Origin of the sequence: Mumia sp. ZJ430 (assembly GCF_011751845.1) — a bacterium.
Classification (GTDB): Bacteria; Actinomycetota; Actinomycetes; order Propionibacteriales; family Nocardioidaceae; genus Mumia.
Genome location: NZ_JAAHFK010000004.1, coordinates 715,183 through 738,402 on the forward strand (window position 1 = coordinate 715,183; position 23,220 = coordinate 738,402).

The window sequence follows — 23,220 nt, forward strand, 5'->3', positions numbered from 1 at the left end:
GGGGGAGCCATGAGCACGCAGGGAACCGAGACGCGGGGCAGTGAACAGCAGGTTGGCACGGTCGTTATCGGCGCCGGTCAGGCCGGACTGGTGATGGGATACCGCCTCCAGTGCGCCGACGAGGACTTCGTGGTCCTGGAGGCGGCGCCTCGGGTCGGCGACTCGTGGCGCCGCCGGTACGACTCGCTGCGGCTCTTCAGCCTGCCGCGGTATGCGAGCCTGCCGGGCTGGCGGATCCCCGCGCGGGGGTTCCCGACGCGCGACGAGATGGCCGACTATCTGGAGGCGTACGCGCGCCGTTTCGAGATCCCGGTCAGGACCGGCGAGCCGGTCCGCCGGGTGACCCGCGAGGGGGAGGGGTTCCGGGTGGAGACGGACGCGGGGGCTTACCTCGCCGACAAGGTCGTCGTCACCACCGGCGCGCACGCGGTTCCGATCGTCCCCGCGCTCGCGGCGGACCTCGATCCCGCCGTCCGGCAGATCCACTCGCTCGACTACCGCGGACCGGTCCAGCTCGCGCCCGGCGGCGTCCTGGTGGTCGGTGCCGGCAACTCCGGGACTGACGTCGCGCTCGAGGCCGCGGACGCCGGGCATCGGACCTGGCTCGCCGGACGGCACCCCGGTCAGGTCCCCTTCGACATCGACGGCGTCGCCGGCCGCGTGATGACGCCGATCGTGATGTTCGTGTTTCGGCGCGTGCTCACGCGGCGCACGCCGATGGGGCGACGCTTCATGGCGAAGGCCGAGGGCCACGGCGTGATGCTCGTCCGCAACAAGCTGGCCGATCTCGAGGACGCTGGGGTCGTCCAGATCGACAGGATCGAGTCGGTCGTGGGTGGCCGGGCGGTCTCGTGCGACGACGAGGTGCCCGACGTGTCGACGGTCGTCTGGTGCACCGGGTCGCGTCCGGACCACCGGTTCCTGGACGTGCCCGGTGCCTTCGGCGACGACGGCGAGGCCCTCCACGACCGCGGCGTCTCGTCGATGCCCGGCCTGTCCTTCCTCGGGCTCGAGCTCCAGTACGCGGTCTCATCGACGATGATCCAGGGCGTCGACCGCGACGCCCGCCATCTCCTCCGCAGGATGCGTGCCGCGCAGCCCGCGCGCCGCGATTCGCGGGACGTCGCACCCGAGCCGGTTGCTCCGGTGACGGGGGCGTGACGCTCGACGCCATCTCTGTCGCGGCGCTTGCGACGCCGTTCACGGCGCCGATCGCCGATCGAGGGAGACACCGTGGATACGTGGAACCTGACCGCGCTCGTCGTGACTCCTGGGCCTTGGTCGCCCTGCTCCTCGGCATCGGTGTCGGCCTCGGCTTCCGTGACGACGTCGACCTCCTCGCGCCCCTCGGTCGCGTCTACATCAACCTCCTTCTGGCTGGCTGGCTGGCTGGCGCCGAATCGGGTGCGCGGCGTGACGGCCGGGGCGGATAGCATCGAGCCAACCTGTCTTGAACCTCCCGAAGGAGCACCGTGTCCGAGCTCAACGTCACCGTCGTCGGTCCCGCGCGTCGACAGGACCGCACCGTGGCGACGGGTACGAAGGCGTGGGAGCTCTTCGCCGAGGATCCCGACGTCATCGCCGTCAAGGTCGACGGGGCCCTCAAGGACCTCGCGTACGACCTCGAGCCCGACGACACGATCGAGCCCGTCGCGATCTTCAGCAAGGACGGACGCGACATCCTGCGCCACTCGACCGCGCACGTGATGGCCCAGGCGGTCCAGGACCTCTTCCCCGAGGCCAAGCTCGGCATCGGCCCGCCAGTCGAGGACGGCTTCTACTACGACTTCGACGTCGAGAAGCCGTTCACTCCTGAGGACCTCGACAAGATCGAGTCCCGGATGCGCAAGATCGTCAAGGAGAACCAGCGCTTCTCCCGTCGCCCGATCGACGACGACGAGGCGCGCGTCGAGCTCGCGGACGAGCCGTACAAGCTCGAGCTGATCGGCCTCAAGAGCACCGCCGGCGACGGCGACCTGGAGGGTGCGGCCGAGGGCGCGAGCGTCGAGGTCGGCTCCGGCGGGCTCACGATGTACGACAACCTCAACCGCAAGGGCGAGGTCGCCTGGACCGACCTCTGTCGCGGCCCGCACCTGCCGACGACCAAGCGCATCCCGGCATTCACGCTGATGCGCAGCGCCGCCGCGTACTGGCGTGGCAGCGAGAAGAACAAGCAGCTCCAGCGCATCTACGGCACCGCCTGGGAGAGCAAGGAGGCGCTTGCCGAGCACCTCCACCGCATCGAGGAGGCGCAGCGCCGCGACCACCGCAGGCTCGGCAACGAGCTCGACCTCTACTCGTTCCCCGACCTCATCGGCCCGGGGCTGCCGGTCTTCCACCCCAAGGGTGGCGTGATCAAGCGCGAGATGGAGGACTACGTCCGCCGGCGCCACATCGAGGAGGGTTTCTCCTACGTCGGCACCCCGCACATCGCCAAGGAGGACCTCTACTTCACGTCGGGCCACCTGCCGTACTACGGCGAGGGCATGTTCCCCCCGATGGACGTCGACGGTCAGAACTACCGCCTCAAGGCGATGAACTGCCCGATGCACAACCTCATCTACTCCTCGCGAGGCCGCTCGTACCGTGAGCTGCCCCTGCGCCTCTTCGAGTTCGGCACGGTCTACCGCGACGAGAAGTCGGGCGTCCTGCAGGGCCTGACCCGTGTGCGCATGATCAGTCAGGACGACTCCCACTCGTACGTCACCGAGGAGGGGGCCGCCGACGAGGTCCGCCACCTGCTCGACTTCATCCTCGGACTGCTGCGCGACTTCGGGCTCGACGACTACTACATCGAGCTGTCGACGCGCGACGACCAGAACCTCGAGAAGTTCATCGGCTCCGACGAGGAGTGGGAGGTCGCGACCAAGGTCCTCCACGACGTCGCGGTCGCCAGCGGTCTCGAGCTGGTGCCCGACCCGGGTGGTGCCGCCTTCTACGGCCCCAAGATCTCCGTCCAGACCCGCGACGCCATCGGCCGGACGTGGCAGATGTCGACGATCCAGTACGACTTCAACCAGCCGAAGCGCTTCGGCCTGGAGTACACCGCGGCGGACGGCTCCCGCAAGCAGCCGGTGATGATCCACTCGGCGAAGTTCGGGTCGATCGAGCGGTTCCTCGGCGTGCTCGTCGAGCACTACGCGGGCGCCTTCCCTCCGTGGCTGGCACCCGTCCAGGTCGTCGCGATCCCGATCGCGGAGCGCCACGTCGACTACCTGTACGAGGTCGCTGCGCGCCTGAAGGCGCACGGGATCCGGGTGGAGGTCGACGAGTCTGACGAGCGGATGCAGAAGAAGATCCGTACCGCCCAGACCCAGAAGGTCCCGTTCATGCTGATCGCGGGCGACGACGACGTCGAGGCCGGTGCCGTCTCCTTCCGCTACCGCAGCGGCGACCAGGACAACGGCGTGGACGTGGACGACGCGGTCGCACGGATCGTCCAGGCGGTCACCGACCGGGTTCAGGTATGACCTCGGAGGTCGGGGCGGGTGATCCGTGGGGCCGTCCCGATGCGGGATTCGAGGGGTTCGACCGTCTGTGGACCCCTCACCGGATGGCGTACATCACCGATGAGGGTCCGCGCGAGGAGGGCTGCCCGTTCTGCCGGATGCAGGAGCGCGCCGACGACGAGACGCTGATCGTCGCGCGGGGAGCGCACGTGTACGCGGTGCTCAACCTGCACCCGTACAACCCGGGCCACCTCATGGTCGTCACCAACCGGCACGTGGGCGAGCTCGAGGAGCTCTCCGACGACGAGGCGCACGAGCTGACCGCGATGACCCAGCAGGCCGTGCGGGTCCTCAAGCGGGTGAGCGGGCCGGCGGCGTTCAACGTCGGTCTCAACCTCGGCGCGGTCGCCGGCGGGTCGTTGTCGCAACACCTCCACCAGCACGTCGTGCCGCGATGGATGGGCGACTCCAACTACATCACCGTCACGGGACACACCAAGGTGCTGCCGCAGCTGCTCGCCGAGACCCGTGACCTGCTCGTGAAGGCGTGGGACGCCTGATGCTCGAACGCTTCCGGGCGACCTGGGCCAAGATCATGAGCCCGATCGCCGACCTGTTCCTCAAGCTGGGCATCAGCCCCGACGTCGTGACGTTCGTCGGCACGCTGGGCGTCACGGCCGGTGCGCTGTGGTTCTTCCCGCGAGGCGAGTTCTTCGTCGGTGTCCTCGTCGTGACCGCCTTCGTCTTCTCCGACATGGTCGACGGCCTGATGGCCCGCAAGTCGGGTCGCTCGAGCGCATGGGGCGCGTTCCTCGACTCGACGCTCGACCGGATCGGCGATGCGGCGATCTTCGGCGGCCTGGTCCTCTGGTACGCCGGTGACGGCAACGACCTCCTGATGACGAGCGTCGCGCTGTGGTGCCTCGTCGGAGGCCAGCTCACCTCGTACGCGCGAGCGCGCGCCGAGGCGCTCGGCATGGAGGCCAAGGGCGGGATCGCCGAGCGGTCCGACCGACTGGTCGCGGTGCTCGCGATGACCGGTCTCTCGGGTCTGTTCGACCTTCCCGTGCTGAGGACGATCGTGCTGTGGACTCTCGCGGTGGCGAGCACCATCACCGTCGTGCAACGGATCCTCATGGTTCGCAGACAGGCGCTGGCGCAGGCATGATCCGACCCACCCAGGCCGCAAGGACGGCGGTCGCGAGGACCCGCACCCACGTCGAGGCGGCGGCGTACCGGGCTGGGTGGAACCTCGCCGTGCACGTCCCGCAGCCCGTGGTCGACCGAGCGCTGCGGGTGACTGCCGACCAGCTGTACGGCCGTGGCGGCAGCGGCATCGAGCGCCTCCGCTCGAACCTTGCGCGCGCGGTGCCGGACGCCGATGCGGCCACGCTCGACGCGGTGACGCGCGACGCCATGCGGTCTTACCTGCGCTATTGGGGCGAGGTGTTCCGCCTGCCGCGCTTCACCGGCGACGTCGCGGCCGTCGACGACGCGATCGTGGTCGACCATGCCGAGCGTGTGTACGCGTTGCGCGACGCGGGGCGCGGGATGATCGCGGCGCTGCCGCACATGGGCAACTGGGACCTCATGGGGGCGTGGGCGTGCACCCACGAGGTCCCGCTGATGACGGTGATGGAGCGGCTCAAGCCCGAGCGCCTGTACGACGAGTTCGTGGCGTTCCGTGAGCGCATCGGCATGACCGTGCTCCCGCTGACCGGTGGCCCGCCAACGATGCCGCAGCTCGCTGAGCACCTGCGGGCGGGCGGGTTCGTATGCCTGCTCGCCGACCGCGACATGTCGCGCAGCGGGATCCCCGTCGACCTGCTCGGCGAGAAGGCGCGGATGCCGGTGGGCCCCGCCCTCCTCGCGCAGCAGACGGGTGCGACGCTGTTCGTGGCGACCTCGCGCTACGACGACGACGCGGGCCGGCTGCGCATGACCGTGCACGAGCCGATCGAGACGCGGTCGGGCGAGGACGGCCTGGTGGCGATGACGCAGGACGTCGCCGACGTCTTCACCACCGACATCCGGCGCAGTCCCGCCGACTGGCACATGCTGCAGCGCGTCTTCGAGGTGGACCGGCGCGACGACGGAGGGCGGCCGGGCAAGGGGGGAGCACGATGAGGATCGGGATGGTCTGCCCGTACTCGTTCGACGTGCCAGGCGGCGTCCAGAACCACGTCCTGGACCTGACGCGCTCGATGAGCGAGCTGGGGGTCGACGTCTCCGTGCTCGCCCCGGCCGCGGACGACGACGACCTTCCCTCGTACGTGACGCCGGCCGGGCGTGCGCTGCCCGTCCGCTACAACGGCGCGGTCGCGCGGGTGTCCTTCGGACCGATCGCGATGGCGCGGACCCGGCGCTGGCTGCGCGACGGCAACTTCGACGTCCTCCACGTGCACGACCCGGCGACGCCGAGCGTGTCGCTGATCGCGTTGAGCCTGGCCAGCGGCGTCTCGATCGCCACGATCCACACGTCGATCGGCCGCTCGCGGGCCCTGGCGGCGACTGAGCCGCTGCTGCGTCCGGCGATGGAGAAGCTGAGCGCGCGCATCACCGTCTCGCGCGAGGCGCAGCGTGTGGTCGCGCACTACCAGGGCGGCGACTCCGTCATCATCCCCAACGGCCTGTTCGTCGACGACTTCAGCGGGACAGAGCGCCGTGCTGGAGAGAGCTCGACCTTCTCCTTGCTGTTCCTCGGTCGGTTCGAGGAGACCCGCAAGGGACTCCCGGTCCTGCTGGACGCGCTCCCGGCGGTGATCGAGAGGTTCCCGGGCCTGCGGCTCATCGTTGCAGGGGCCGGCGATCCGCGCGTCGGCACTGCGATGGTGCCCGAGCGCCTGCGTGAGCACGTCGAGGTCGTCGGGCGCGTCTCCGACGAGGAGCGTGCGCGGCTGCTGTCGGAGGCGGATGTCTACGTCGCCCCGAACACCGGGGGAGAGAGCTTCGGGATCGTGCTCATCGAGGCGATGGCCGCCGGAGCCCCGGTGGTCGCCAGCGACATCAGGGCGTTCGCCGACGTGCTCGAGGACGGGCGCCTGGGCGCGCTGTTCGCCAACGAGGACCCGGTCTCGCTCGCCAAGACGCTGGTCGACGCTCTCGACGACCCCGGACGCGAGGAGCGCGCGGGGGTGGCACGCGAGGCCGTACGGCGGTACGACTGGAGTGTGGTCGCTCCCCAGGTGATCAGCGTGTACGAGACCGTGCTGGGAGGAGGCGGAGCATGAGCACCCTGGAGTGGGTTCTCGTCATCGGGGCGGTCGTCGCCGCGATCACGGTCGCGCTGTCGTCGACGGCGGGTCGGCTCGACCGGCTGCACATCCGCCTCGCCACCGCCCAGGCCTCGCTCGATCGGCAGCTTCTCGACCGCTCGACCTGCCTGCGCAACGTCGCGACCAGCGGCGTCCTCGACCCCGCGAGCGCACTCGTCGCCGTGGAGGCCGCCGACGCCGCCCGCGCCGCGATCGGCCAGGTCGACCAGGAGGAGCGCGAGACGGCGCTGAGCGAGGTCATGCGGACCGTCTTCGGTGACGCCGACGACGTCGACGCCCTGTGGGCCTCGGCCGACGAGCCGCAACGCGAGATGCTCGGCGACCTCGGCGACGCCTGCGAGCGCGTCCAGCTCGCCCACCGCTTCCACGACGACCTGGTCGCGCGCACCGAGCGCATGCGCCGCAAGCGGATCGTCCGCTGGGCCCGGCTGGCAGGGCATGCGCCCTGGCCGTACCGGATGGCCTTCGACGACACCCCGCCCCCGCACCTCGTCGGCAAGGAGCGCCCGATCGCCGGACCGGATCAGGAGTCCTCCGCCGCGGACGTACGATGAGGCCGACTCCGCCGTCCGACCCGAGGTGACACCGATGACCGAGCACGCGACCACTCCTGCCGACACCGCCCAGAGCGTCGACCAGGGCACCGGCACGGCCCGCGTGAAGCGTGGCATGGCCGAGATGCTGAAGGGCGGCGTCATCATGGACGTCGTCGACGCGGAGCAGGCCAAGATCGCCGAGGACGCCGGCGCGGTCGCCGTGATGGCGCTCGAGCGCGTCCCGGCCGACATCCGCGCGCAGGGCGGCGTGGCGCGGATGAGCGACCCGGACCTGATCGACGGGATCATCGAGGCGGTGTCGATCCCGGTGATGGCCAAGGCGCGGATCGGTCACTTCGTCGAGGCGCAGGTGCTGCAGTCGCTCGGGGTGGACTACATCGACGAGTCCGAGGTGCTGACGCCGGCCGACTACGCCCACCACATCGACAAGTGGGCGTTCACCGTGCCGTTCGTGTGCGGCGCGACCAACCTCGGCGAGGCGCTCCGCCGCATCACCGAGGGCGCGGCGATGATCCGCTCCAAGGGCGAGGCCGGCACCGGCGACGTCTCCAACGCCACGACGCACATGCGGACGCTGCGCGACCAGATCCGGCGCCTGCAAAACCTGCCCGCAGACGAGCTGTACGTGGCGGCCAAGGAGCTCCAGGCCCCGTACGAGCTGGTCAAGGAGGTCGCGGCCGCGGGCAAGCTCCCGGTCGTGCTGTTCACCGCCGGCGGCATCGCGACCCCGGCCGACGCGGCGATGATGATGCAGCTGGGCGCCGAGGGTGTCTTCGTCGGCTCGGGCATCTTCAAGTCCGGCAACCCGGCCGAGCGGGCGACGGCGATCGTGAAGGCGACGACCTACTTCGACGACCCCGACGTGATTGCGAAGGTCTCCCGCGGGCTCGGAGAGGCGATGGTCGGGATCAACGTCGAGGACGTCCCGGAGCCGCACCGGCTCGCCGAGCGTGGCTGGTGAGCGCGTGCCCTTCTTCTCGGCCCCGAAGCTGACCGACGCCGAGGCCCTGCGCAGCTACGCGCGGGTCCTCGTACGGGCGGGTCTGACCGCGCCGGACGCCTGGGTACGGGACGTCGCCGTCGCTGCTCGCGAGGACGCCGGGCTCGACGACCCCGAAGGCGAGGCCCAGCGCCTGGTCGACGACGCGCGGCAGGCGCTCGCCGAGGAGCAGGCGACCTGGCCGCCCCGTACGGACTACGACGCCCTCCAGGCTGCGCTCGCGAGCCTGGAGTCCGCGGGCCTGGTCGTCCTCCAGGGCGTCGACGACCACTGGGCCGCAGCCGCCGTTCTGCGCGGGCCGTCCGGGCAGGGGAGCGCCGTACGAGGCGTCGTCTGGTTCACTCCGTCGGACGTCTGGCACGCCGTCGACCACGGCATGCTCGAGTTGAACGCGTGGCATCCAGACTCCGCGAACATCGCGGACGGCGATCCGCTCTGCGAGGAGGTGCTCGCCGCGCTCGACGCGCACGGTCTGGCGGCGCACTTCGACGAGGGCCGTATCGAGGTCCGAGCCTTCTGGCACCGGCGCGCGGGCGGCGGCGACGCGTGAGCGCCGTGCGCGTCGGCGTCCTCGCGCTGCAGGGGGACGTCAGGGAGCACCTGCGCATGCTGGCCGACAGCGGTGCCGAGCCGTCGACCGTACGACGGACGAGCGAGCTGGCAGCGGTCGACGCGCTCGTCGTCCCCGGTGGCGAGTCGACCACGATCGACAAGCTGTCGCGGGCCTTCGACCTGCGCGAGCCGATCCGGGAGCGGATCGCCGCGGGGATGCCGGTCCTCGGCACCTGCGCCGGCATGATCATGCTTGCCGACCGGATCGAGGGCGGCGCTGCGGGCCAGCAGACGTTCGGAGGGCTCGACGTCACGGTGCGGCGCAACGCGTTCGGGCGGCAGGTCGACTCCTTCGAGACCGACCTGCGCGTCGAAGGGCTCGACGCGCCGATGCACGCGGTGTTCATCCGTGCCCCGTGGGTCGAGAGCTGCGGTCCCGGCGTCGAGGTGCTCGCGAGCGTCGACCGGGGCGAGGACGGCGCGCACCCCGTAGTAGTCCGCCAAGGCGTGCTGCTTGCCGCGTCGTTCCATCCCGAGGTCGGGCACGACGACCGCCTGCACCGCATGTTCGTCCGTACGGTGCACGCGGCGCGCTGATCTGACCCCAGGCGCGGGGGAGCGGTCGCGCCCGCCGGTGGCGCGAGTGACGTCACACCCGCGGGCGATAGGATCGAGGGCGGTCGCGAGACGCGATCGTCCCGCAGTCGTAGAGCGAGAGCAGGTGGATCCCGTGTCAGGCCACTCCAAGTGGGCGACCACCAAGCACAAGAAGGCGGTCATCGACGCCAAGCGCGGCAAGATGTTCGCCAAGTTGATCAAGAACATCGAGGTCGCCGCGCGCACCGGTGGACCCGACCCCACGGGCAACCCGACGCTCTACGACGCCATCCAGAAGGCCAAGAAGTCCTCGGTCCCCAACGACAACATCGACCGTGCGGTCAAGCGCGGCGGCGGGCTCGACGGCGCAGGTGTCGACTACACGACGATCATGTACGAGGGCTACGCCCCCGGTGGTGTCGCGCTGCTCATCGAGTGCCTCACCGACAACAAGAACCGCGCGGCCATGGAGGTCCGTACGGCGATGACCCGCAACGGCGGCAACATGGCCGATCCAGGCTCGGTCTCCTACATGTTCTCCCGCAAGGGCGTCGTCATCGTCCCGGCCGAGCAGGAGGGCAAGACCCTCACCGAGGACGACGTCGTCGAGGTCGTGCTCGACGCCGGCGCCGAGGACGTCAACGACCATGACGGCTCGTTCGAGGTGATCAGCGAGGCCGGTGACGTCGTCGCCGTCCGTACGGCGCTGCAGGACGCAGGCATCGACTATGACTCCGCCGAGTCGTCGTTCGTGCCGTCGATGACGGTCGAGGTCGACGCCGACGCCGCTGGCAAGGTGCTCCGTCTCATCGACGCGCTCGAGGACTGCGACGACGTCCAGAACGTCTTCGCCAACTTCGACGCCTCCGACGAGGTCATGGCGCAGGTCGGCTGACCGGGGCCGGCGGAGATCCCCCGATGAAGGTCCGTGACGCCGACGGCGTGAAGTGGCGCGTGCGGCGGCGGTGGATGCCGTGGCGGATGCGCACCAAAGAGCTGCTCGACTATCTGCCTCCCACCGGCGGAGGGGGCTCGTACCTCCCCGACGACCCGATCCTGCTGACCCTGTGGCTGGTCTTCCTCCTGCCCGTGCTGATGCTCGGTGCGATCTGCATGATGGTGTTCGGCCTGGAGCTCGCGATCCTGCTCATGCTGCTGCCCGTCGTGGCGCTCGCCCGGGCGGTGTTCTTCGGGTGGACGATCGTCGTCTGCCGCGGCGGCACCGTCGTCGGGACGGAGCGCGTCAAGGGCTGGCGAGCCTCACGGGCGCGCATCCGGGCCCTCATCGAGGACATCAGCCGTCGCCCGCGGACGACGCTCGTCGACACGTCCGGTGACCCGTACCAGCTCGGCCCGGACTGGCAGGGCAGCTCGGGCGTTTCGTCCTGATCTCTTCCGCCCGCACGGTCGCGGTGTCACGATGAGGCATGGACATCCTGCGGACGGGAGGGACGTTCTGGCGGATCGCCCGGCGGCGGCGCGCCAACGTCGATGACCCTGTGCCGTGGATGCCGGAGTTCGCCGGCGGCGTGGCCGAGCCACCCACCTCGTCCGAGCTGGGGCGCCGCCCGATCGTCGTGACCTGCAACGGCGTCGTGATGCACGTGGAGCCCGCGCCGGGCCGCCGCGACACGGAGCGCCGGATCAAGGAGATCGCCGAGGCCCTGTACGCCCTGCCGTGGGCCGCCAGCACGGCGGACGATCCGTCGCACGTGCCGTACGGCCCGCGTCTCAGCCTCGGCACGACCAGCGCGTGGGGCGAACCTGGGCGCGGCCCGGGCTACACCTTCATCGGGTTCGGACCCCCGTGATCGGTTGACGCATTCTCCCGATCTCTTCCACTCGCACCGTCCCGGAGCCAGGATGACCCATGGACATCTTGCGAGCGGGAGGCACGTTCTGGCGGATCGCACGTCGGCGGCGCACTGACTTCGGTGATCCTGTGCCGTGGATGCCGGAGTTCGCCGGCGCGGCGGCCGGACCACCAGCGGTGGCCGAGCTCGGATGGCGCCCGATCGTTGTGACTTGCAACGGCGTCGTGATGCACGTGGAGCCCGCGCCGGGGCGCCGCGACACGGAGCGCCGGATCAAGGAGATCGCGAAGGCGCTGTACGCCCTGCCGTGGGGTGCGAGCACGGTAGACGACCCGTCGCACGCGCCGTACCGTCCCCGACGCAGCCCGGGCACCAGGGGAGGCTGGGGTGCGCCAGGGCAGGGGGCGGGACACTCCGACCGCGGCATCGGCGGCGGCGGTGGATTCGGCGGCGGCGACGGCGGTGGCGGTGGCGACGGCTGACGTGTAGTGCGGCGCCGGCTGGGTACCCCTCCTCTGTAACGGAGAACCGATCTTGAGGAGATGACTGCGATGGGTCTCGACGACAAGCTCAGCAACAAGGGCGAGGACCTCAAGGGCAAGGCCAAGGAGACCGCCGGCAAGGCGCGCGGTGACGAGGCGCAGGAGGCCGAGGGCAAGGGCGACCAGTCGAAGTCTGATCTGAAGCAGGCCGGCGAGAAGGTCAAGGACGCCTTCAAGAAGTAGTTGCTCCGCCACCGCCGTACCGACGACCCCTCCGCCCCGGCGGAGGGGTCGTCGGCGTCCTCGGCGCGTCGGCTCACCCGCTGGGCCGGTCGCCGCTAGGGTGTCGAACATGTGTTCGCTGTGGTGTGCGCCGGGAGGCCGCGCGTGACGGCCATGATCCGCGTCCTGGGCGTCGACCCCGGCCTGACGCGGTGCGGCGTCGGCGTCGTCGAAGGACGCGTCGGACGACCGCTGCGGGCGATCGCCGTGGACGTGATCCGGACTCCCGCGGGCGACGACGTCGCGTTGCGCCTGCTCGCGATCGAGCGCGCGCTGTCGGAGGCGATCGAGACGTACGAGCCCGACGTCGTCGCCGTCGAGCGCGTCTTCAGCCAGAACAACGTCTCCACGGTCATGGGCACCGCGCAGGCCAGCGGGGTCGCGATGGTCGCCGCCGCGCGCCGCGGTCTCCCCGTCGCGCTCCACACGCCGAGCGAGGTGAAGGCCGCCGTCACCGGCAGCGGCCGCGCTGACAAGGCCCAGGTCACCGCCATGGTCACGCGGATCCTCGGCCTGGAGGTGGCGCCGAGGCCCGCTGACGCCGCGGATGCACTCGCGCTCGCCATCTGCCACGTATGGCGTGGCACCTCGGTCAACCGGCTCGATGCCGCGCTCGCCGCCGCCCGGAAGCCGAGCGGCCCGACCCGTACCGCCGCCGAGCCCATCCGTTCACGGATCCCCAGCAGCCCCCCTGCTGCCCCCGCTCCCCACAGAAGGAAGGCCCGATGATCGCCTTCGTCCGCGGCACGGTCGCCGCCACCGCCCTCGACTCCGCCGTGCTCGACGTCGGCGGCATCGGCATGCTCGTCCAGTGCACGCCCGGCACCCTCGCCGGCTTGCGGCACGGCGAGCAGGCGCAGGTGGCGACGAGCCTGGTGGTGCGCGAGGACTCGATGACGCTGTACGGGTTCGGGGACGACGACGAGCGCGACACGTTCGAGCTCGCCCAGACCGCGAGCGGTGTCGGCCCGAAGGTCGCCCAGGCGATCATCGCCGTGCTCGGCCCCGAGGGGCTGCGACGGGCGATCGCCGAGGAGGACTTCAAGTCGCTCACGAAGGTGCCTGGCATCGGGACCAAGGGAGCGCAGCGGATCGTGCTGGAGCTCAAGGACCGCATCGGCGCCGTACGCACGGTGGCGGCTCCCGCCGCAGCGGCCGCCGCTCCGGGCGAGGCCGACTGGCGTCCCCAGGTCCACGGTGCGCTCGTCGGCCTGGGATGGAGCGCCCGCGAGGCCGATAACGCCGTCGCTGCTGTCGTGGCCGTCGCCGCCGAGCAGGTCGAGAACGCCGGGACGGTCGACGTGTCCGTCCTGCTGCGCGCAGCCCTGCGTACGCTCTCGAAGGCATGAGGGAGGAGCCCGCACCCATGGACGACCATGATCTCGACGCCCGACACCTCGACGCCGCCGAGCAGGCTGAGCTCGAAGCACGGCTCGTACGCCCCGAGGTCGTCTCGGAGGAGCAGGCGTACGAGGCGGCGCTGCGGCCGCGCTCGCTCGAGGAGCTGATCGGCCAGGAGCGTGTCCGCGAGCAGCTCACGCTCGTCCTGACCGCGGCCCGCGGCCGCGGGCGCACCCCCGACCACGTCCTTCTCTCCGGTCCACCGGGGCTCGGCAAGACGACGCTGGCGATGATCATCGCGGCCGAGCTCGGCACGTCGCTGCGGCTCACCAGTGGCCCGGCGATCCAGCACGCCGGCGACCTCGCAGCGATTCTCTCGGGCATCAACGAGGGCGACGTCCTCTTCGTCGACGAGATCCACCGCATGTCGCGGCCCGCCGAGGAGCTGCTCTACATGGCGATGGAGGACTTCCGGGTCGACGTCATCATCGGCAAGGGCCCAGGGGCGACAGCGATCCCGCTGCAGATCCCGCAGTTCACCCTCGTCGGTGCGACGACGCGCGCGGGGCTCCTGCCCGGGCCGCTGCGTGACCGGTTCGGGTTCACCGCGCAGCTGGAGTATTACGAGGCGAGCGAGCTCCACCGCATCGTCGAGCGCTCCGCCGCGCTCCTCGGTGTGCAGACCACCCCCAAGGGCGGCCTCGAGATCGCCTCGCGCTCCCGTGGGACCCCGCGTATCGCCAACCGTCTCCTGCGCCGCGTGCGCGACTACGCAGAGGTGCGGGGGAGCGGTGTCGTCGACCTCGACATCGCCCATCGTGCCCTCGACCTGTACGAGGTCGACCGGCTCGGGCTCGACCGCCTCGACCGCGCCGTCCTGGACGCGCTCTGCCGCAGCTTCGCGGGCGGGCCGGTAGGGGTGTCGACGTTGGCCGTCGCCGTGGGGGAGGAGCGCGAGACGGTCGAGGAGGTGGCCGAGCCGTTCCTCGTACGACAGGGGTTCTTGGCACGGACGCCGCGGGGCCGGGTCGCGACGCCCGCCGCATGGGAGCACCTCGGGCTGCGGGCGCCGAGGCCGGCGACCGATCCCACGCTGCCGTTGGACTGAGGGGCGACCGCTAGACTTTCCTACGCACGACATAGCCCCCGACCATCACGCCTGGAGCCACCGTGAACGACGTTGCAGCCCTGCTGCCGATCATCTTGCTCGTCCTCGTCTTCTACTTCTTCATCATGCGGCCGCAGAGCAAGCGGCGCCGCGAGTTCGTCGACATGCAGCAGAAGGTGCAGATCGGGTCGCGCGTGATGATCACGAGCGGCATCTTCGGCACCGTCGTGGGGCTCGGTGACGACTCGATGACGCTGTCGGTCGCGCCGGGTGTCGAGATCGAGGTCCACCGCAACGTGGTCGCGAAGATCATCGACGACTCCGCGACGCCCGCGGTCGACGAGACCGCCGAGCCGGCCGAGCGTCCCCAGGACGAGAACGGCACCGCCTGATGCCGTCGAGCCTCACCGAGGCGCTCGACACTCTCGTCCGTGACATCGCGGACTGGCCTGACGCGGGGGTCGTCTTTCGTGACGTGACCCCGCTGCTCGCCGACCCAGAGGGGCTGCGGCTTACTGTCGAGGGTCTGGCCGCCGCCGGCCGCGAGATCGCCGCCGGCGACATCGACAAGGTCGTCGGCATCGAGGCGCGCGGGTTCATCTTCGGGACCCCTGTCGCCCTCGCGCTCGGCGCCGGGTTCGTCCCGGCCCGCAAGGCCGGCAAGCTGCCGGCTGCGACGTACGGGGTCGAGTACGACCTCGAGTACGGCTCGGCGACCGTCGAGATCCACCAGGACGCGCTCGCGCCGGGCGACCGCGTCGTCGTCGTCGACGACGTCCTCGCCACCGGCGGCACGATGGCGGCGGTCGACGAGCTGATCTCGCGGGCCGGCGCCAAGGTCGTCGCCAACATCGTCGTCCTCGAGATCGGTGCTCTGGGCGGCCGTGCGCGCTTGTCACACGACCGCTTCGGGGCGCTGCGGACGTACTGACCGGTCGGGCGCCCGGGCGGTGCCCGGTACGATGCTGCGCGTGAGCCCTGAGAGCACCAAGCTGGTCGCCGTCGTCGTCGTTGTCGCCCTCGTCCTCGCAGGCGGCGCGACCGTCTTCGCGATGCTGCTCGGATAGTCCACCGCTCCTGCGGGACCGCCGCACGGTCCTGGCCGTTGCCCCCTAGGATGGCGGCCTACGATGGAGGCGGAGGTGCCTGTGGCCGATCGAGCGCGGACCGAGTCAGAGCCTCGCAAGGAGTCCGTCCCGACTCCGGCGAGGGTGCGATCCCGCCTGGCCAGGCTCGGCAGCGGCCGCTCGTCGGCGGACAACCCTGTCGTTCTCGACCCGCTTCTGCGCATCGTCCGCACCAACCATCCCAAGGCCGACGCGACGGTCATCGTCCGCGCCTACAAGATCGCGGCCAAGATGCACCGCGGCCAGAAGCGCAAGAGCGGCGACCCCTACATCACGCATCCGCTGGCGGTCTCGACGATCCTGGCCGAGCTCGGCATGACGCCGCCGACGATCGTGGCGGCGCTGCTGCACGACACCGTCGAGGACACCCCCTACACGCTCGACCAGCTCACCAAGGACTTCGGCGCGGAGGTCGCGCGTCTGGTCGACGGGGTGACCAAGCTCGACAAGGTCCGGTACGGCGAGAACGCCGAGGCTGAGACGATCCGCAAGATGATCGTGGCGATGAGCCGCGACATCCGGGTTCTCATCATCAAGCTCGCCGACCGCCTCCATAACATGCGGACGCTGCGCTATCTCCGCCAGGACAAGCAGGAGCGCAAGGCTCGCGAGACGATCGAGATCTACGCGCCGCTGGCCCACAGGCTCGGCATGAACACCATCAAGTGGGAGCTCGAGGACCTCTCGTTCGCGACGCTCCACCCCAAGGTGTACGACGAGATCGTGCGACTGGTCGCCGATCGGGCGCCGTCTCGCGAGGACTTCATGTCCCAGGTGATCACCCAGGTGACCGAGGACCTCAAGAACGCCAAGATCAAGGCGAAAGTCACCGGCCGCCCGAAGCACTACTACTCGATCTACCAGAAGATGATCGTGCGAGGCCGCGACTTCGCCGACATCTACGACCTGGTCGGCATCCGCGTGCTCGTCGAGTCGGTCGCGGAGTGCTACGGCGTCCTCGGTGTGGTCCACGCCCGCTGGAACCCTGTGCCCGGGCGGTTCAAGGACTACATCGCGATCCCGAAGTTCAACATGTACCAGTCGCTGCACACGACGGTCGTGGGCCCGCAGGGCAAGGCGGTCGAGCTCCAGATCCGGACGCAGCAGATGCACCGCCGCGCCGAGTACGGTGTCGCCGCCCACTGGAAGTACAAGGAGGACGGCGGCAAGGGTGCTGCCGACTCCGGTGGTTCGGGCACGGACGACCTCTCCTGGATCCGGCAGCTGCTGGAGTGGCAGCAGGAGAACGAGGAGTCCCAGGACTTCCTCGAGAGCCTCCGCTTCGACCTGTCCGACCAGGTGTACGTCTATACGCCGCGCGGCGACGTCATCGGGCTGCCGGCGGGGTCGACGCCGATCGACTTCGCGTACGCGGTCCACACCGAGGTCGGGCACACCACGATCGGCGCACGCGTCAACGGCCGTCTCGTGTCGTTGGAGTCCAAGCTCGAGAACGGCGACGCGGTCGAGGTCTTCACCTCGAAGGCTCCCGGCGCGGGGCCGAGCCGCGACTGGCTCGAGTTCGTCAAGAGTCCACGCGCCCGCAACAAGATCAAGCAGTGGTTCACCAAGGAGCGCCGGGACGAGGCGATCGAGCGGGGCAAGGACGCGCTGACCCGCCAGATGCGCAAGGAGGGCCTGCCGCTGCAGCGACTCCTCAAGCACGAGACGCTCGCGACGGTGGCGAAGGACCTGCACCTTGCTGACGTGTCGTCCCTGTACGCGGCGGTGGGCGAGGGGCGGGTCGGCCCTCAGAACGTCGTGGAGCGGGTGCTCGCGCTGCTCGGCGGCGAGGAGGGGGCGAGCGAGGACCTCGCTGAGGCCGTCATCGTCCCCGACGAGTCGTCGCGGCGTCGCCGGGTACGCCGCGGTGATGCCGGCGTCATCGTGAAGGGCATGGACGGCTCGGTGGCCATCAAGCTGGCGCGCTGCTGCACGCCGGTGCCGGGCGACGAGATCATCGGCTTCGTCACGCGCGCACAGGGAGTCTCGGTGCACCGGCGTACCTGCACGAACGCCACGAGCCTGCTCAAGGAGGAGGAGCGCCTCGTCGACGTCGAGTGGGCTCCGAGCGCGTCGAGCATGTTCCTCGTCGCGATCCAGGTCGAGGCGCTCGATCGGGCGCGGCTGCTGTCGGACCTCACCCGTGTGCTGTCCGACCAGCACGTCAACATCTTGTCGGCGTCGCTGTCGACGGGGCGCGACCGCGTCGCGAAGTCGACCTTCACGTTCGAGATGGGCGACCCCGCGCACCTCGGTCACGTGCTGAAGGCCGTCCGTACGGTCGAAGGCGTCTTCGACGTCTACCGCGTCAACCAGTAGCGCCGAGCCTTTCGGCGCTTCTCGACCACCGAAAGGCTCGGCGCGGCCGTGCGTCAGGTCAGGTCTTCGGCAGACTTCCGGGCCTGGTCGAGCCAGGCCTGGCGGGCCTCCAGCGACTCCTGCAGCTCCTTGAGCTTGCGGTCGTTGCCGGCCGCCTTCGCGGCGTCCACCTGGGCCTCGAGGTCGGCGACCGCCTTCTCGAGCTTGCTCACGGTGTCGTCGACGCGGGCCTTGGTCTCGGGGTTGGAGCGTCGCCACTCGTCGTCGGCGGCGTTGGAGATGGCCTTCTCGACGGCACGAAGCCGACCCTCGAGCTCCTTGATCTGGGCCCGCGGAACCTTGCCGGCCGCCTCCCACCGCTCGGTGATGCCGCGCCACGCGGTCCGGGCGGCGTCGAGATCGGTGATGGGGAGGAGCGCCTCGGCCTCGACGAGGATCTGCTGCTTCACCTCGGCGTTGGAGGCGTACTCGGCGTCGAGCGCCGCATTGGCGGCGTCCCTTCCCCCGAAGAACGTGTCCTGGGCGCCGCGGAACTTCTTCCACAGGCGGTCGTCGATGCCGCGCGGCGCAGGACCGGCGGCCTTCCACTGCGCCATCAGGTCGCGGAACTTGCCGGCGGTCGGCCCCCACTCGGTCGACTCGGCGAGCGCCTCAGCCTCGACGACCAGCTTCTCCTTGATCTTCTGGGCCTGACCGCGCTTCTCGTTCTGCTCGGCGAAGTGCGCCTTGCGGCGGCGCGTGTACGCCGTACGGGCCGTGGAGAACCGGTGCCACAGCTCGTCGTCGACCGCCTTGTCGAGGCGGGGGAGCGACTTCCACTGCTCGAGCATCTCGCGCAGCCGGTCGGCGCCGTGACGCCAGTCGTCGGAGGTGGCGATCTGCTCAGCGGTCCGTGCGATCTCCTCCTTCTGGACGGCCGCCTCGGCAGCGCGCTCGGCACGCTGGGCCTTGCGGCGCTCGCGCTGGGCCTCGATCACCGGGGCAAGGGCGTCGAGCCGGTCGCTCAGCGCCTCTAGGTCCCCGACGGCCGCCGCGTTGTCGACGGCTTCGCGCACCTGCGCGACGGCGCGCCGGGCGTCGTCGGGGGAGAGGCTGTCGGAGGCGATGCGCTTCTCGAGGAGCTCGACCTCGACGGCCAGCCCCTCGTACCGGCGGGTGAAGAGCGCCATGGCCTCGGCTGGATCACCGTCAGGCCATTGGCCGACGACCCGCTCGCCTTCGCGCGTGCGGACATAGACCGTCCCCTGGTCGTCGATGCGGCCCCAGGCCTCAGCAGGGTTCGAGGGAATCTCGCTCACGTCTCCACCTTGTCGCTTGTGTCGGGCACAGTCTAGGAGCACATCGGGCCGAAGGCGTCGAAGTCCGGACGATGGTCGCCTATGCGCCCGTGCGTCCTGGTCGTCGACCCCCAGCGATTCGCAGGCGCTGCGGCCGCTCGCGTACGCTGTCCCGTGTGCTGATCGCCGCTTTTCCCGCTGGCCCGCTGGCGGCCAACTGCTACTTCGTGGGGCGCGGACCCGGTGCCGAGTGCGTGATCGTCGATCCCGGCATGGACTCGCTCACGGGCATCCGCAACGTCGTCACCGAGCAGAACCTCACCCCAGTCGCCGTCTTCGTGACCCATGGCCACTTCGACCACATGTGGCAGGCGGCCGACGTCGCCGCGGAGTACGACGTGCCGGTGTGGATCCATCCCGCCGACCGTCACCTCCTCGCCGACCCGATGGCGGCGATCTCGAACGAGTCGGCGTCGATGCTGCGCGCCCAGTTCGGGCTGGAGGACGTCCCCGAGTTCCACGCGCCCGCCGACGTCCGTGACGCCACCGACGGCACAGTGATCGAGGCCGCGGGCCTGCGGTTCACGGTCGACCACGTGCCGGGTCACACGCCGGGCACTGTCGTCTACCGCGTCGACTACACGGGCGACGAGCCTGTCTCCCAGGTCGCGTTCACCGGCGACTTCCTGTTCGCCGGCTCGATCGGCCGTACGGATCTCGTCGGTGGAGACATGGACGAGATGGCCGCGAGCCTGCGGTCGTTCATGGGGCTCCCGGACGACGTCACAGTGCTCCCCGGACACGGCGGCCAGTCGTCGGTCGGGCGCGAGCGCGCGACCAACCCCTTCGTCGCGCAGTACGCGCCCAGCGGTGGAGAGGACGCCTGACGTGGCACGTCCGACACCACTGTCCGGGTTCCCGGAGTTCCTCCCCGCCGACCGCTTCGCCGAGCAGCACGTGCTCGACCACCTGCGGCGCACCTTCGAGCTGCACGGGTTCGCGTCGGTCGAGACCCGCGCGGTCGAGACGATGGACCAGCTCCTGCGCAAGGGCGAGATCGACAAGGAGGTCTACGTCCTGCGACGCCTCCAGGCGGCCGACTCCGAGGGCGACGCCGGGATCGGCCTCCACTACGACCTGACCGTGCCGTTCGCGCGGTACGTCCTCGAGAACGCCGGCAAGCTCGAGTTCCCGTTCCGGCGCTATCAGATCCAGAAGGTGTGGCGGGGCGAGCGTCCGCAGGAGGGCCGCTTCCGCGAGTTCGTGCAGGCCGACATCGATGTGGTCGCCAAGGACGAGCTGCCGTTCCACTTCGACGTCGAGATCGCGACGGTGATGGCCGAGGCGCTCTCGGGTCTGCCGGTGCCGCCGCTGCGCATCCAGGTCAACAACCGCAAGCTTCTCGAAGGCTTCTACCGTGGCCTCGGCGTCGAAGACACCGCTGCCGTCATGCGGGTCATGGACAAGCTCGACAAGCTGCCCGAGGACACGATCCGCGAGCTGCTCGCCAAGGAGGGGCTCGACCCCGCGCAGTCGTCGAAGTGCCTCGCGCTCGCCGCCATCCGTAGCCGCGACTCGTCCTTCGCCGGCCAGGTCCGGGCGCTCGGCGTGAGCGACCCCCTGCTCGACGAGGGCATCGACGAGCTGACCCAGCTCGTGGACGCGCTCGCCCAGGTGAGGCTGGAGGGCGTCTCGGTGACCGCCGACCTGCGGATCGCGCGCGGGCTCGACTACTACACGGGCACCGTCTTCGAGACCGAGCTGGAGGGCTTCGAGCACCTCGGCTCGATCTGCTCCGGCGGTCGGTACGAGAAGCTCGCCGACGACGGCCGCAACGTCTACCCGGGCGTCGGCATCTCGCTCGGAGTGACCCGACTGCTGGTCCCGCTGGTCTCGCGCGGCCACCTCACGACCTCACGCGCCGTCCCGTCGGCCGTCCTCGTGGCTCTTGTCGACGAGGAGTCGCGTCCGGCGAGCAACGCGATCGCCGGACGACTGCGCGCCCGGGGCATCCCCACCGAGGTCGCTGCCTCGCCGCAGAAGTTCGGCAAGCAGATCCGGTACGCCGAGCGCCGCGGCATCCCGTACGTCTGGTTCCCCGCGGCCGGCGACGGAGCCGACCAGGTGAAGGACATCCGCAGCGGCGACCAGGCCGATGCCGACGGCGACACCTGGACCCCGCCCGCGGACGATCTCCGCCCTGCCGTCATCACCCCACTCGACACCCGAGGAGCAACATCGTGATCCGCACCCACGACGCAGGGAGCCTGCGCGCCACCGACGCCGGGACCCGCGTCACGCTGGCCGGCTGGGTGGCGCGACGCCGCGACCACGGGGGAGTGGCCTTCATCGACCTGCGCGACGCGTCCGGCGTCGCCCAGGTCGTGATCCGCGACGAAGAGGTTGCGCGCCCGCTGCGCAGCGAGTTCTGCCTCAAGGTCGTCGGCACCGTCGAGCTGCGTCCCGAGGGCAACGACAACCCCAACCTTCCGACCGGTGAGATCGAGGTGATCGCCGACACCGTGGAGGTCCTCAGCGAGTCGGCGCCGCTGCCGTTCCCGGTCGAGGAGTTCCACGCGAGCCCGGTGGGCGAGGAGGTCCGCCTCAAGTACCGCTACCTCGACCTGCGCCGGGCCGAGATGGCCAAGAACCTGCGGACTCGCGCCGCCGTCACCCGGATCATCCGCGAGGTGATGGCCGAGCACGACTTCCTGGAGTTCGAGACCCCGAACCTCACGGCGTCGACGCCTGAGGGCGCGCGCGACTTCCTCGTACCGGCCCGGACGCGTCCCGGCACCTGGTACGCGCTGCCGCAGTCGCCGCAGCTGTTCAAGCAGCTGCTCATGGTCGCGGGGATGGAGCGCTACTACCAGATCGCGCGATGCTTCCGCGACGAGGACAGCCGGGCCGACCGTCAGCCCGAGTTCACCCAGCTCGACATCGAGATGAGCTTCCTCGAGGAGGAGGACGTCTACGCTCTCACCGAAGAGATCCTCGCGCGCCTCTGGCGCGAGATCCTCGGGTACGAGATCACGCTGCCGATCCCGCGGATGTCGTTCGCCGAGGCCGTCGCGCGCTTCGGCATCGACCGTCCCGACATGCGGTTCGGCTGCGAGCTTGTGGACTTCACCGACTACTTCACGGACACGCCCTTCCGCGTGTTCGCGCCGAAGGGTCGCCACTGGCACGTGGGCGCGGTCGTGATGCCCGGCGGCGCCGACCAGCCGCGCCGCACGCTCGACGCGTGGCAGGAGTTCGCGAAGGCACGCGGCGCGAAGGGGCTGGCGTACGTGCTCGTGAACGAGGACGGAACCCTCGGCGGGCCGGTCGCCAAGAACCTGTCCGAGTCCGAGCGCGAGGGCCTCGTGGCGCACGCGGGCGCGAAGCCCGGTGACTGCATTTTCTTTGCGGCCGACCAGTACAACACCGCCAAGGCGCTGCTCGCGGCGGTCCGCGTGGAGATCGGCGAGCGCTGCGGCCTGATCGACCACGACCGGTGGGAGTTCTTGTGGGTCAACGACGCGCCGATGTTCGAGTACGTCGGTGACGACTCGCACGAGGCCTGGACGTCGATCCACCACCCGTTCACGGCTCCCGCGCCCGAGTACGCCGACACGTTCGACAAGGACCCGGGCACCGCGCTGAGCCAGGCGTACGACATCACGCTCAACGGCAACGAGCTCGGTGGCGGCTCGATCCGTATCCACCGCTCGGAGATGCAAGAGCGGGTCTTCGAGGTGCTCGGGCTGACCCCGGAGCAGGCGCAGGGGCAGTTCGGCTTCCTGCTCGAGGCGTTCCAGTTCGGTCCGCCCCCGCATGGCGGCATCGCCCTCGGTATCGACCGTGTGGTGGCGTTGCTGACCGGCGCCGACACGATCCGCGACGTCATCGCCTTCCCGAAGACGGCCTCGGGCGCTGACCCGCTGACCGGTGCGCCTGCGCCGATCACGGCAGCGCAGCGCAAGGAGGCGGGCGTCGACGCGCCGCCGCCGGAGCCGAAGTCGGCGCCGGCCGAGTAGGGCGGTGTCGCGGCGGCT

Annotated in this window: 26 protein-coding genes; 25 read left to right on the forward strand and 1 reads right to left on the reverse strand. The window is 70.4% G+C overall.

All coding sequences use genetic code 11. The annotated features are described in order from the left end of the window. The first annotated feature begins 9 nt into the window (after positions 1-9). From HCT63_RS19610 to HCT63_RS19715, 22 genes are all read left to right on the forward strand, one after another. Positions 10-1,161 (forward strand): NAD(P)-binding domain-containing protein, encoded by a 1,152-nt coding sequence (locus tag HCT63_RS19610; protein WP_167008885.1) that lies wholly within the window; start codon positions 10-12, stop codon positions 1,159-1,161. An 80-nt stretch (positions 1,162-1,241) separates the two neighbouring features. Then, positions 1,242-1,433 (forward strand): hypothetical protein, encoded by a 192-nt coding sequence (locus HCT63_RS19615; protein WP_167008887.1) that lies wholly within the window; start codon positions 1,242-1,244, stop codon positions 1,431-1,433. A gap of 39 nt (positions 1,434-1,472) precedes the next feature. After that, positions 1,473-3,470 (forward strand): threonine--tRNA ligase, encoded by a 1,998-nt coding sequence (thrS, locus tag HCT63_RS19620; protein ID WP_167008889.1) that lies wholly within the window; start codon positions 1,473-1,475, stop codon positions 3,468-3,470. Beyond that, a complete protein-coding gene (locus tag HCT63_RS19625) occupies positions 3,467-4,009 on the forward strand; it encodes an HIT domain-containing protein (RefSeq protein WP_167008891.1) in 543 nt (180 codons plus the stop codon). The genes thrS and HCT63_RS19625 overlap by 4 nt, the downstream gene beginning before the upstream one ends. After that, positions 4,009-4,617, forward strand: a complete 609-nt coding sequence (pgsA, locus tag HCT63_RS19630) for a phosphatidylinositol phosphate synthase (RefSeq protein ID WP_167008894.1) — start codon at positions 4,009-4,011, stop codon at positions 4,615-4,617. Before HCT63_RS19625 ends, pgsA begins: the two co-directional genes overlap by 1 nt. After that, on the forward strand, positions 4,614-5,576 hold the full coding sequence (locus HCT63_RS19635; RefSeq protein ID WP_167008897.1) for a phosphatidylinositol mannoside acyltransferase: 963 nt from the start codon (positions 4,614-4,616) through the stop codon (positions 5,574-5,576). Before pgsA ends, HCT63_RS19635 begins: the two co-directional genes overlap by 4 nt. Next, complete coding sequence (locus tag HCT63_RS19640; RefSeq protein WP_167008903.1) at positions 5,573-6,679, forward strand: glycosyltransferase family 4 protein; 1,107 nt, start codon at positions 5,573-5,575, stop codon at positions 6,677-6,679. The genes HCT63_RS19635 and HCT63_RS19640 overlap by 4 nt, the downstream gene beginning before the upstream one ends. Next, positions 6,676-7,278, forward strand: a complete 603-nt coding sequence (locus HCT63_RS19645; protein WP_167008905.1) for a hypothetical protein — start codon at positions 6,676-6,678, stop codon at positions 7,276-7,278. The genes HCT63_RS19640 and HCT63_RS19645 overlap by 4 nt, the downstream gene beginning before the upstream one ends. 34 nt (positions 7,279-7,312) lie before the next feature. Beyond that, positions 7,313-8,242, forward strand: coding sequence for a pyridoxal 5'-phosphate synthase lyase subunit PdxS (pdxS, locus tag HCT63_RS19650; RefSeq protein WP_167008908.1), 930 nt, complete (start codon positions 7,313-7,315; stop codon positions 8,240-8,242). 4 nt (positions 8,243-8,246) lie between these two features. After that, positions 8,247-8,831, forward strand: a complete 585-nt coding sequence (locus HCT63_RS19655; RefSeq protein ID WP_243843135.1) for a hypothetical protein — start codon at positions 8,247-8,249, stop codon at positions 8,829-8,831. Further along, the gene (gene pdxT / locus HCT63_RS19660; protein ID WP_167008911.1) at positions 8,828-9,430 is read left to right on the forward strand and encodes a pyridoxal 5'-phosphate synthase glutaminase subunit PdxT; all 603 of its coding nucleotides are present in this window, start codon (positions 8,828-8,830) and stop codon (positions 9,428-9,430) included. Before HCT63_RS19655 ends, pdxT begins: the two co-directional genes overlap by 4 nt. Before the next feature lie 133 nt (positions 9,431-9,563). Continuing rightward, positions 9,564-10,325: a YebC/PmpR family DNA-binding transcriptional regulator gene (locus tag HCT63_RS19665; protein WP_167008914.1), complete on the forward strand. Its 762-nt coding sequence runs from the start codon at positions 9,564-9,566 to the stop codon at positions 10,323-10,325. A 23-nt stretch (positions 10,326-10,348) separates the two neighbouring features. Beyond that, entirely contained in the window at positions 10,349-10,819 is a 471-nt protein-coding gene (locus HCT63_RS19670) for a hypothetical protein (protein WP_167008917.1), read from the forward strand. 38 nt (positions 10,820-10,857) lie between these two features. Then, positions 10,858-11,241 carry a hypothetical protein gene (locus HCT63_RS19675; protein ID WP_167008920.1) on the forward strand — a complete coding sequence of 128 codons (384 nt, stop codon included), beginning with the start codon at positions 10,858-10,860 and terminating at the stop codon, positions 11,239-11,241. Positions 11,242-11,300: 59 nt separating this feature from the next. Beyond that, positions 11,301-11,726 carry a hypothetical protein gene (locus HCT63_RS19680; RefSeq protein WP_167008923.1) on the forward strand — a complete coding sequence of 142 codons (426 nt, stop codon included), beginning with the start codon at positions 11,301-11,303 and terminating at the stop codon, positions 11,724-11,726. A gap of 60 nt (positions 11,727-11,786) precedes the next feature. Then, entirely contained in the window at positions 11,787-11,969 is a 183-nt protein-coding gene (locus tag HCT63_RS19685; RefSeq protein WP_347877951.1) for a CsbD family protein, read from the forward strand. Between the two features lie 153 nt (positions 11,970-12,122). After that, positions 12,123-12,737: a crossover junction endodeoxyribonuclease RuvC gene (ruvC, locus tag HCT63_RS19690; RefSeq protein WP_208322549.1), complete on the forward strand. Its 615-nt coding sequence runs from the start codon at positions 12,123-12,125 to the stop codon at positions 12,735-12,737. After that, positions 12,734-13,357, forward strand: coding sequence for a Holliday junction branch migration protein RuvA (ruvA, locus tag HCT63_RS19695; protein ID WP_167008926.1), 624 nt, complete (start codon positions 12,734-12,736; stop codon positions 13,355-13,357). The genes ruvC and ruvA overlap by 4 nt, the downstream gene beginning before the upstream one ends. Positions 13,358-13,374: 17 nt before the next feature. After that, positions 13,375-14,457 (forward strand): Holliday junction branch migration DNA helicase RuvB, encoded by a 1,083-nt coding sequence (ruvB, locus tag HCT63_RS19700; RefSeq protein ID WP_167008929.1) that lies wholly within the window; start codon positions 13,375-13,377, stop codon positions 14,455-14,457. A 62-nt stretch (positions 14,458-14,519) separates the two neighbouring features. Beyond that, the gene (gene yajC / locus HCT63_RS19705; RefSeq protein WP_167008932.1) at positions 14,520-14,849 is read left to right on the forward strand and encodes a preprotein translocase subunit YajC; all 330 of its coding nucleotides are present in this window, start codon (positions 14,520-14,522) and stop codon (positions 14,847-14,849) included. Next, positions 14,849-15,388 (forward strand): adenine phosphoribosyltransferase, encoded by a 540-nt coding sequence (locus HCT63_RS19710; RefSeq protein ID WP_167008935.1) that lies wholly within the window; start codon positions 14,849-14,851, stop codon positions 15,386-15,388. Before yajC ends, HCT63_RS19710 begins: the two co-directional genes overlap by 1 nt. A 280-nt stretch (positions 15,389-15,668) precedes the next feature. Continuing rightward, positions 15,669-17,906 carry a bifunctional (p)ppGpp synthetase/guanosine-3',5'-bis(diphosphate) 3'-pyrophosphohydrolase gene (locus tag HCT63_RS19715; RefSeq protein WP_243843136.1) on the forward strand — a complete coding sequence of 746 codons (2,238 nt, stop codon included), beginning with the start codon at positions 15,669-15,671 and terminating at the stop codon, positions 17,904-17,906. Between the two features lie 53 nt (positions 17,907-17,959). Here HCT63_RS19715 and HCT63_RS19720 read toward each other — a convergent pair whose 3' ends face one another. Continuing rightward, positions 17,960-19,204 (reverse strand): DUF349 domain-containing protein, encoded by a 1,245-nt coding sequence (locus HCT63_RS19720; RefSeq protein ID WP_243843137.1) that lies wholly within the window; start codon positions 19,202-19,204, stop codon positions 17,960-17,962. A gap of 155 nt (positions 19,205-19,359) precedes the next feature. On the opposite strand from HCT63_RS19720, the gene HCT63_RS19725 reads away from it, so the two are divergent. From HCT63_RS19725 to aspS, 3 genes are read left to right on the forward strand one after another with little or no spacing between them, the layout of a single operon-like run. Further along, positions 19,360-20,070, forward strand: a complete 711-nt coding sequence (locus tag HCT63_RS19725; protein WP_167008941.1) for an MBL fold metallo-hydrolase — start codon at positions 19,360-19,362, stop codon at positions 20,068-20,070. A gap of 1 nt (position 20,071) precedes the next feature. Continuing rightward, complete coding sequence (gene hisS, locus HCT63_RS19730) at positions 20,072-21,427, forward strand: histidine--tRNA ligase (protein ID WP_167008944.1); 1,356 nt, start codon at positions 20,072-20,074, stop codon at positions 21,425-21,427. Continuing rightward, positions 21,424-23,202: an aspartate--tRNA ligase gene (gene aspS / locus HCT63_RS19735; protein ID WP_167008946.1), complete on the forward strand. Its 1,779-nt coding sequence runs from the start codon at positions 21,424-21,426 to the stop codon at positions 23,200-23,202. Before hisS ends, aspS begins: the two co-directional genes overlap by 4 nt. The last annotated feature ends 18 nt before the right edge of the window (positions 23,203-23,220 follow it).

Bases quoted from the DNA above. Each gene is read 5' to 3' on its own strand.
- HCT63_RS19610 (WP_167008885.1), top strand. From the start codon at position 10: ATGAGCACGCAGGGAACCGAGACGCGGGGCAGTGAACAGCAGGTTGGC.
- HCT63_RS19625 (WP_167008891.1), top strand. From the start codon at position 3,467: ATGACCTCGGAGGTCGGGGCGGGTGATCCGTGGGGCCGTCCCGATGCG.
- pgsA (WP_167008894.1), top strand. From the start codon at position 4,009: ATGCTCGAACGCTTCCGGGCGACCTGGGCCAAGATCATGAGCCCGATC.
- HCT63_RS19635 (WP_167008897.1), top strand. From the start codon at position 4,614: ATGATCCGACCCACCCAGGCCGCAAGGACGGCGGTCGCGAGGACCCGC.
- HCT63_RS19640 (WP_167008903.1), top strand. From the start codon at position 5,573: ATGAGGATCGGGATGGTCTGCCCGTACTCGTTCGACGTGCCAGGCGGC.
- HCT63_RS19645 (WP_167008905.1), top strand. From the start codon at position 6,676: ATGAGCACCCTGGAGTGGGTTCTCGTCATCGGGGCGGTCGTCGCCGCG.
- pdxS (WP_167008908.1), top strand. From the start codon at position 7,313: ATGACCGAGCACGCGACCACTCCTGCCGACACCGCCCAGAGCGTCGAC.
- HCT63_RS19670 (WP_167008917.1), top strand. From the start codon at position 10,349: ATGAAGGTCCGTGACGCCGACGGCGTGAAGTGGCGCGTGCGGCGGCGG.
- HCT63_RS19675 (WP_167008920.1), top strand. From the start codon at position 10,858: ATGGACATCCTGCGGACGGGAGGGACGTTCTGGCGGATCGCCCGGCGG.
- HCT63_RS19680 (WP_167008923.1), top strand. From the start codon at position 11,301: ATGGACATCTTGCGAGCGGGAGGCACGTTCTGGCGGATCGCACGTCGG.
- HCT63_RS19685 (WP_347877951.1), top strand. From the start codon at position 11,787: ATGACTGCGATGGGTCTCGACGACAAGCTCAGCAACAAGGGCGAGGAC.
- ruvC (WP_208322549.1), top strand. From the start codon at position 12,123: ATGATCCGCGTCCTGGGCGTCGACCCCGGCCTGACGCGGTGCGGCGTC.
- ruvA (WP_167008926.1), top strand. From the start codon at position 12,734: ATGATCGCCTTCGTCCGCGGCACGGTCGCCGCCACCGCCCTCGACTCC.
- ruvB (WP_167008929.1), top strand. From the start codon at position 13,375: ATGGACGACCATGATCTCGACGCCCGACACCTCGACGCCGCCGAGCAG.
- HCT63_RS19710 (WP_167008935.1), top strand. From the start codon at position 14,849: ATGCCGTCGAGCCTCACCGAGGCGCTCGACACTCTCGTCCGTGACATC.